The following is a 6000-nucleotide window of genomic DNA, read 5'->3' as shown; positions in this document are numbered from 1 at the left end:
TCCGCCTGAACCACCGCGTCATAGCTGTGACCGGCGAACACCACCTTCACCACCTGACCGGCTTCCACGTTCTGCGTGGCGCCGTTGAGCACCAGCGCCGCGCCCTTCTCGGCGGCATTGATAACGTTGTCCAGCGCCACGGTGTTGATGGACACCGCCACCTCGCTCAGGTCGACCTTCACCACGTGGCCGATATCGCTGGCGTTGCCGCTGGCATTGGCCGCTTCCGCCGTGATGGTCAGCGGGCCGGCCGGCCAGGCCGAGACGTCTGCCGCCGGTACGCCCACGCTCCAGGTGCCGTCGGCCATCACCGTGGCCGGGTAGCTGACGCCGTTGACCGTGACCGTCACCACGTTACCCGCCGGCACGTCGCTGCTGGTGCCGCAGATAACCAGCGCCTGCTGGTGTTCGATGGCGTTGACGATATCGTCGCCCGCCACCGTGTCGATACGCAGGCCCGGCAGGCCGGCGTCGATGGTGAAGTCGCGGCTGCTCTCGCCGGTGTTGCCGTGGCCGTTGGTCACGCTGACGTTCACCGTAATGCTGCCGTTGCCCAGCGCCGTCAGTACGTCGCTGCCAACGCCCACGCTCCAGGTGCCGTCCGCGTTCACCGTGGTGGTGTAGGTCTCACCGCCCAGGATAACGGTGACGATATCGTCCGGCGCCGCGCCGCTGACCTTACCGCTCAGCGTCTGCCCGCTGTTGACTTCCGCCAGGTTCAGCACGTCGTCGCTGGTTACCGGGTTAATGGTGACGACCGGCAGCACGGTATCAACCAGCAGCGGAGCGCTGCCCGTCACGCTGTTGCCCACGCCGTCGGTGGCGCTGGCCGTGACCGTGTAGTTCGCCTCGCCCAGCCCGTTGAGGTCCAGCACCGGCACGCTGATGTGCCAGTTGCCGTCCGCGTCGGTGACGGCGGCGTAGTTTTTGCCGTTCAGGGTTACGGTGACCGGGGTGCCCGCCGCCAGGCCGTTGCTGCCGCCGCTGATCACCAGCGGCTCGCCGCGCTCAAGGGCGTTGAGTACGTTATCGTCGGCCAGGTCGTTAAAACTCAGCGTCGGCGCCGCACTGCTGACGCTGAAGGAAGGATCCTGCATGGTTCCTTTGTTGCCCGCCGCGTCGGTAATGGTCACGGTGTAGTTAATTTGGCCATCGTTCAGATTGCCAAAGGCCGATGCCGGTACGCCGACCTGCCAGGTAGTGCCGTCGGCGTTGACAACGCCGGTATAGGATTGACCGTTAAACGTGACGACAACCTTGTCGCCGGCAGCCGCACCGCTGACGGTACCGCTGAAGACATGCGACTGCCCCAGTTCTGCGGCGTTCAGCACGTTATCATCGGTCAGCGGATTTACAGTAATGCCCGGAATGGTGGTATCAACGGTGATCGGATGAACCAACACGGTTTCGTTACCGGCTTTATCGCTGACGCTGATACTCACGTCCAGCTTGCCGTCGGTCAGGTTGGCGGCGTCGCCGGCGGGCACGGTAACCTGCCAGCTTCCGTCACGCCCCACCGCACCGGTGTAGGTTTTGCCGTTGAGCGTCACATTGACGATTTGGCCGGGTTCAGCGCTTGAACTGCCCGAAATCACCAGGTTTGTGGCGGCTTCAGCAGCATTAATGATGTCATCCTGAGTTACCGCGCTGACGGACAGCATCGGCGGCGTAGTATCGACCGTCAGCGTCTGGCTGCCGGAAACCTTATTGCCCGCCGCATCGGTGCCGCTGACGGCAACGTTGTACACGCCGTCAGCCAGTGCGCCGGCATCCGCCGCCGGCACCGTTACGCTCCATTTACCGCCTTCACCTACCGTGGTGGTGTAGGTTTTGCCGTTGAGCGTAACGCTCAGTTTCGTCCCCGCCGCCAGCTCGCTGCTACCGCCGCTCACGACCAGGTCATTGCCACGGTCGGCCATATTCAGCATGTTACTGTTATCTTCACCGCTGTGGCACAGTTCATCCATCGTAATGCCGGCCTTGCCGGTAACCACGTTCAGCGTAATCTTGCCGCCGTCGATGGTCTTGTCTCCGATGATTTCCACTACCTGATAAGTATGGTTGCCTGCGGCCTGCGTCGGCAGTTGGATGCTCCAGGTGCCGTCCTTACTAACCTGGCCGCTGGCGATCACAACGCCGTCTGCATTTTTGATCTGTATGGTGGCGCCGGCTTCGCCGGTGCCGCTGAAGACCGGATTGGTGTCGTCGGTAACTGCGTTGTTGCTCAGTACGCCCTTGCTGTCGCCTTTGTTGTCCGTGACGACGTAGGACGGTTTGGATACTTCGACTTCCTGCGTGTTATCGATATATTTGTACTTGGTTTTTTCACTGCCGTGACCGGCGATAGCGCCGATCAGGCCGCCGCCAAGAATGCCGGCTGCGATCCATGCCCAGGAGAGATCGTCGCTGCCGCCGATCATCAGCGGTTCCAGTGAACCTAACGCAGACTCAACCGGCGTAAGAGCCACCGTATCCAAAGGCAAACCGGCGCCGGCGTTATTGGCAAACGTGATGTGCGTTAACCCCTGATTTTCATCCAGAAAAACCAGTTCACCGTGATGATTGTCGCCATCCTCGAAGAAATAACCGTTACAGCGAATAACCGAGCCGTCTTTCATATAAATGAGCAGATCGTTCCCCTGCCGCTCATAGCGCTCCACGGATTTTGCCGAGGCATGAACCTGCACGATGCTGGGCTCATGCAATACGACAGACAGGTTTCCTTCGCTGGTTAATACATTTTTAGCCGCAGTTTTGCGGGAAATAATATCAACGACCTTAGTCACGGTAACTCTCCTTAGTTATAAAATCATGCGGTAAGCATGCCCAGCACACTTCCCGGTAATCAGGATGAATGCAGCCCCGGGGCTATACCCCGCTCATTGCGCATTAATCGTTAATGCAATAAATTTAATTAATTACTGCATAGTTATTTCAATTCAGGCAGGCCGTTAGCGGGCCCGATATTTATTCCCGATAAAGGTAAAAGATTATTCACGGCCGCAGCGTAGTTAACCGCCGCGCTCCAACTATCGTAATTTGCTGTGATTTCCGCTGATTGCGCCTGAAACACATCCTGCTCGACGCTTAACAGGTCGTTCAGGCTTCTCTTCCCAAGCTTATATTCATTTTTGTAGACGTCTCTGGTCTGGCTCGCGCTGGCAAACTGCATGCCGCCAGCCTGCTCGCGCCCGCGGGCGCCGCTCCAGCTGGCGAGTGCGACGGACGCCTTCTGCAACACATCCAGCTTAGCCTGATCGACCTGCGTGACCGCCATTTGCCGGGAGCCTTCCGCCTGCCTGACCCGTGACGATACCGCGCCGCCCTGATACAGGGGCACATCCACGTTCAGTTGCAGTTGATCGTTCCAATAAGCATCGTTGCGGGTTTGATTGCGCGTCTTGGCGCCTTGCAGGCTCAGCGTCGGCCAGTATTCCGAGCGGGCTTTATCCACGCCGTATTCTGCCGATTGCTGCTGGCTTTCAGCGGCCAGTACGGCCGGAACCATGGAATAGTCGATGTTATCAAGAGAAACAGGCTGCTCCGCCAGGCCAGGGGGAATATCGGCAAAGCGCGAAGCCTGTGCGCCGGTCAGTACCGCCAGTTTGGCCTGATGCATCTGTAGCTGGGCCAGGTACTGTTCGAGCGTGGAACGCATGCCGGCAATGCGCGTTTGCGCCTGGAGTTCATCGGAACTGGAGTTGAGCCCGGCCTCAGCACGCAACCGGGCCATCTGATAAACCCCTTCCAGCGATACGATATTCTTTTGGACTGCGTCGATCAGCGCCTGATAACGTTTCACTTCCACATAGGCCAGCGCGGTATCTTCAGCCACGACGGACATTGAGGACATCAGTTTAAAGCGGTAATTGTCGCGAATGGAGGTTTGCTGCTTGATATTGCTGCTGGTTTTGCCGAAGTCATAAATAAGCTGCGTGATGGTAATGCCGTATGACATCGCGTTATCCAGGCTGCCGCTGGAGTCATATTGGCGGGAATGTCCGACATTGCCGGTTAGCCCGACCTGCGGGTACCACACGCTTTTCGCTTCATCGATCTGCGCCTGGCCAACGCCTACCTGCGCCGCCTGCCGCGCGATCTCCGGGCTGCGGCCGAACGCACGCAGGATAGACTCTCTCAGCGTGAGTCTGTCCACGTCGTTCACGACCGGCGCCCGGGTTTTGTCAGGCAGCGGCACGGCCAGCCCACCCGACATTGCGCCCATGGCGCAGACGAATAACACCAAACGACCGATTTTTTGGGCTCGTGCAGATGCAGCAGTCAACCTATTATGTCCTTATAAATCTATTGCCAACCAATTGGAGTTCATCCGACAGGCGCCATAACTTATAGCCCCGCCCACTCCATTATTATTGCTACACTATTTGCCATCTCAGAATGCCAGTCAGGGTATCTCTCTTCCGTGCTTTACCGGCCATTATCTAATCGTCCGTCTTGCCATCAATCCATTTATATTAATAAAAACTTAACATTTCGCTTTAAGTAAGGTTTATCTTATTTAATTAAATTCAATTTCATTGGATTTTTTATTAAAGATTTACCAGATTATACTTAATCCCTCACCTCTTGCGTAGACATTACCAAAGAAAATTCCTAAGGTAAAACCTAACTTCTTAGCATTTTAGAACCCGTAAACTAATAGATTAAATCCTAAGAAAAAAAACTCATTAGTTATCAATGCACAAAATAACCAATCCCTAGGCGCACCATTGAGATAAATCTAGCTCTTTTCTCTCTAAGAAGTCTGAACATTTTTGTGTCGATGAGTTTGTTAGCATCCGCGCCTGCCATTATGGATATTTATCTAAACCAAAAAACGAAAAAAACAGGAAAAATCCAGGCAGTTACGAACACCTGAATTCTGATTGCGGGAATAATCTCAATCACTATGTACAGCGATTGCCAACGTGAACGCCAGGTGAGATTAAGAAGCATCCTATGCCATATTCATCACACAATTCAGCCTAAAAACGCAGCAATAAGACATAACAAACGGGGAGTCATAAACACGTTTTCCGGCTAACGCATTGATAAAGAAAGCGAGGAAATGCTGACTAACTCACCAGCTTAACGCCTCTTTGTAAGCCGGAATAATTTATAAAAAACTCATGCAAAAATTCAATTTTTATTATTAGGTTAAATATTATCCCATTCCAGACCACCAAAGCAGAACTGCCTTCCACGCCAAAATAATATAATTGCTTTGCTCATTAATTAAAAATACAACAATCCGCAGAGGCTGTTCTGTCGCCATTGGAAATATTCAGGGAATGTCCAGGAGCTGGAATTACAATGAACAAGCAGTATTTAAGTTCAGTATTATAATCCGTATTTAAGTACAGTATCGCTATCTTATTTAAAGAAAGCCATCAAGTTATTTAAAGAGAGTCATCATGGTATTTAAAGAATTGAACAAGAATTTCAAGAAAAGTAATTCCTGCCGATGTGGTAAAAAGATCACCATCCGGGATCCGGACAGGCCATGACCGTCAGAATCACTGTCTGAACGTTATACGAAAACGTGTTTTCCGGAAGGCGGTTTCGGCAAGGATACGGCGGGCATCTGACGTTGATGGGATCACTGCGCTATTTCATCACGCAATTTCATCACACAATACGGCGTGCAGAGCTGGCTCACTTAACATCTGGCTGATGGCGAACCAAAACCCCGAATAAAGAAAACCCCATGACATTAAATGTCATGGGGTCTGTATTTGGCGGAAGAACAGAGATTCGAACTCTGGGAGCTGTTACACTCGGCGGTTTTCAAGACCGCTGCCTTAAACCACTCGGCCATCCTTCCTTTAACGGTGCGCACTATAATCGAGGCTCCGTATGGTTGTAAAGACCCGGCGCGCTCAAGTGAGGCGAAAATAGCCAACATGGCGCCTTAATGTGCGCTGTGTCCGATAACTTTCTGTTTTTATCTGACTTATCCGTAGCTTACTTTTCCTGTACAAAGTAAAGAAGGGTAAAACG

Annotated in this window: 2 protein-coding genes and 1 tRNA gene; all 3 read right to left on the bottom strand. The window is 53.7% G+C overall.

Annotated features, from left to right (window positions below; genetic code table 11):
- A partial coding sequence (locus C8D90_RS16130) for an Ig-like domain-containing protein (protein WP_115459486.1) occupies window positions 1-2786 on the bottom strand: 2786 nt, incomplete at its 3' end.
- Window positions 2787-2929: 143 nt separating this feature from the next.
- Window positions 2930-4225: a TolC family outer membrane protein gene (locus C8D90_RS16125; RefSeq protein ID WP_115459505.1), complete on the bottom strand. Its 1296-nt coding sequence runs from the start codon at window positions 4223-4225 to the stop codon at window positions 2930-2932.
- Between the two features lie 1511 nt (window positions 4226-5736).
- A tRNA-Ser gene (locus C8D90_RS16120) sits at window positions 5737-5824 on the bottom strand.
- Between the last annotated feature and the right edge of the window lie 176 nt (window positions 5825-6000).

The sequence above is a fragment of the Enterobacillus tribolii genome, from assembly GCF_003363015.1.
GTDB lineage: Bacteria > Pseudomonadota > Gammaproteobacteria > Enterobacterales > Enterobacteriaceae > Enterobacillus > Enterobacillus tribolii.
The sequence above is the reverse complement of the archived record's forward strand: the minus strand, read 5'-3'. Positions and strand labels throughout refer to the sequence as shown.

Bases quoted from the DNA above. Each gene is read 5' to 3' on its own strand.
- C8D90_RS16125 (WP_115459505.1), bottom strand. From the start codon at position 4,225: ATGGGCGCAATGTCGGGTGGGCTGGCCGTGCCGCTGCCTGACAAAACC.